The following is a 3,199-nucleotide window of genomic DNA, read 5'->3' as shown; positions in this document are numbered from 1 at the left end:
ATATATGTGCCAGCCTTGAACCCGATCTTCAAAACCGCGCCGCTCAATGTCGTAGAATTAACTGCCTGTCTTCTTCTCTCCGGCATAGTCTTCATTCTCGTCGAGATCGAAAAACTGTTCAGGCGTCGCGGTCTCGTCTACCGATGAAACAATCGCGGCGCCCGCTCGCGGAGCCGGGACCGGACATTAACCGTTCGACAGGACGGGAGTCTCTGTACACGTCAGCCCCAACTCTTTGCCACGTACGATGAGTTTCATCGGCTCCCCCGCTTCCAGAGTCGCCTCGACGCTGTCCACTGCCTGTGCGATCCTGATCCTGAGACGGCGCTTGCGCCACTCGAGCGTGATTGCAAGGCTTTGCCATGCCGCTGGCAGCTTTGGGTCCAACGACAGGTAGTCACCGTGAAGCGACAGACCCGCGAAGCCGAACACCGCGATCAGCCATAGCCCACCTAGTCCCGCGATGTGCACGCCACCCTCGATAGCCGCGTGGCTGTCGGCTAGATCGATGGCAGACGTTTCTCGGAAAAAATCCAACGCGGCTTCGGTGTCACCGAGCCTTGCCGCGACGATTCCATGCACGGCACGGCTGAGCGAGCTTCCGTGGCCGCACCGCGGCGCGTAGTAGCCGAAATTCGTCACGCCCGAATCGCCGGGAAACTCATCCGGCAGCAACGCCAAAAGCGCCACGACATCGGCCTGCTTGACGACTTGGGATCGTTGCGTGCGCTCTCGGCCAAGCACGACGTCGATGGGCACCGAACGGCCAGCATAGTCGGCAAGATTGATTTCTTCGAGGGAAAAATAGCCTGCAAATTCCTCGAAGAGTCCGGTCTCCGGATCAAAACCAGTCGTTATCGTCGTGGCGACACTGCGCCAGTGTTCCAGTTCATCATCGTGCAGGCACAGGCGACCTGACAGATTGCTCCAGCGGGCGGGCCAGCGCGCGCGCAGCAATGCGGCCACGTCAAGCGCACGCCGGATGTTCCAGCGTGCCATGACATTGGTGAAGGCATTGTCGTCGATCGACTCGTGGTATTCGTCGGGGCCGATAACACCTCGGATGTGGCACCGGCCGGCCGCCTCTGGCTGTGCGCGGCTTGACCAGAAACGGGCAGTTTCAAGCAAAATCTCGGCACCCACATCGCACAGAAAGACATCATCCCCGGTTCCCTGCCAGTATTGCCAGACCGCATAGGCGACGTCCGCGCTAATGTGTTGCTCCTGCTGGCCGCACTTGACTTCAACGACCTTGCGATCGGGGCCGATCGCGTGCGAGGGTGTCGTCTCGTCGCCGTTGTCAGCCGACTCCCATGCGTAAAGGGCGCCTCGCCAGCCCATCCTGGCCGCTTTTGCTCGGGCGCCATCCAGCGTGTGAAACCGATACATGAGCAGGGCCCTCGCCGCCTCGGGCCAGGTGAGGATATAAAACGGCAGCAGATAGATTTCGGTATCCCAAAACACATGTCCGCGATAGTCGTCGCCGGTCAATGCTCGCGCCGCGATGGAGACGCGCTCGTCATCAGGATTGGCTGCGCCATTCAGGTGGTAGAGAGCGAAGCGCAACGCCTGCTGAGCGCCGGCATCGCCTTCAACTACGACTTCGCTGCGGCGCCAGCGGCTTGCCCAGGCAGCCTCATGCGCGGCCACGACCCCAGACCAGCCGAGTTCCTGTGCGATGCCGAGCGCGTGTCGTGCGTCGCCGGCCGGGCCGGCGTCTGTGGTATCGCTCCGCGTCACCGACACCAGACGTTCCAGGCAGCCGATTTGGCCTTGGCGCGACCTCCAGGTCCATGACCAGTGAAACGGGCTGCACAGGGTTGCTGGAACGTCACGGCCGTCGATCCGGAGTGACAACGCAGCAGCTATCGCGAGACGTCTATTGGAAGATATCGCATGCCATACGCCGAGATCCTGCTCGACGCGCTCTGGTAAAAGGCCGTTGTCCAGCCGTTCAAAGGATGCTTCAAGCGTGACGTCGACTCCGCCCTCTTCAATCTCCAACTGGATGAGTTGCAATGCTATTGCGCGTTGGCTGAGAGAGGCGAGGTGCAGAGTTTGAAGGCGAACACCGATGGCCGAGGCATTCAACCAACGACTTTCCGTGAGCAGAGCGCCACGCCGCATGTCCAGAATACGCTGCTGCGAAGACCCATCACCGGGCCGGTGCACCAGCGGCTTTCCTTGAAGCATAATCCGGACGTGAGTCCAATCTGGCGTCGCGACCAGTACCGGTATGCCCTGCGCTTCGTCGGGTGTATCGAACAGCCCGGCAACCAAGGTGCGCGACTTTGCGACCCATCGCCCGCCATGGTGTATCGCGTGAGTCCCGCGCACGCCGAGAAAGCCGTTGCTGATTGCGAAGCGCGCCCCTCGGCTATTTTCACGTAGCGGATCGTGCCCGATCTCCCGGACCGTCCAATCGGGATCGGAAGTCGGGATCAACGCCCGGTCCATGGTCCCCGGCCTGATCACGGCAGCCGCCGGCGGAGGTGCCCGCGTACTAGTTCATTGATGTCAATCTGATCGAGGCTGGTCACCACCAGATGAGCCCCAGCTGCAAGCAGCATCTCCGAGTCGTCAAGCCGCGCGACGCCAAGCGCCGCCATGCCGCCAGCGCGGGCGGCCTCGATACCGGCTGGAGCATCCTCCACCACAAGGCAATTTGCAGGTGCGGCGGACAATTCCGCGGCCGCAAGCAGGTAGGTTTCCGGGTTTGGCTTGCCGTGCCGCAGTTCGCGCCCGCACACATTGGCATTGAACACGTCGAGGAGGCTGTGATCGTCGTCGAGGCGGATGCGCCGCATCATGTCATTGGCGTTCTTCGACGATGACGCGGCGGCGATCGGCCAGCCGAGCCCCCTCACCGCATGGACGAACCGCAGCGCGTCGGGGAACGTGTTCACGGCTCCTTCGTCGATCAGCGCCTCGAGACGCCTCTGCTTGCGCATTGCATAGGCTGCGGCATGTTGCTCCGCATCGGAGACTCCTAATGCAAGCAGAGCAGCAAGTGCCCCGTCGAGCCGCGGTCTGCCTGCTACATGGCTCTGGTAAACGCTAGTCGTGAAGCGTGCTCCCTCGGCAAGACCACCGAGCGCTTCCCGCCAGGCGCGTTCGTGCGGCGAAGCGAGCAGGACGCCATCGACGTCGAAGATGCCAACGCACAGGCGATGGGGGTCGTTGGCTTCTGATCCGGGGA

The 3,199-nt window shown here is 62.1% G+C and carries 3 protein-coding genes; 1 reads left to right on the top strand and 2 read right to left on the bottom strand.

Annotated elements, in window-relative coordinates:
- Nucleotides 1-6: 6 nt before the first annotated feature.
- On the top strand, nt 7-147 hold the full coding sequence (locus AWB67_RS43645; protein WP_374729884.1) for a cation transporting ATPase C-terminal domain-containing protein: 141 nt from the start codon (nt 7-9) through the stop codon (nt 145-147).
- A gap of 39 nt (nt 148-186) precedes the next feature.
- Here AWB67_RS43645 and AWB67_RS35605 read toward each other — a convergent pair whose 3' ends face one another.
- Nucleotides 187-2,457 (bottom strand): glycoside hydrolase family 65 protein, encoded by a 2,271-nt coding sequence (locus AWB67_RS35605; RefSeq protein WP_087660582.1) that lies wholly within the window; start codon nt 2,455-2,457, stop codon nt 187-189.
- A 14-nt stretch (nt 2,458-2,471) separates the two neighbouring features.
- A partial coding sequence (locus AWB67_RS35600) for an HAD family hydrolase (protein ID WP_200822400.1) occupies nt 2,472-3,199 on the bottom strand: 728 nt, incomplete at its 5' end.

It is taken from the genome of Caballeronia terrestris, assembly GCF_001544515.1.
Lineage (GTDB): Bacteria > Pseudomonadota > Gammaproteobacteria > Burkholderiales > Burkholderiaceae > Caballeronia > Caballeronia terrestris.
This window is presented reverse-complemented; position numbering and strand designations above follow the sequence as displayed.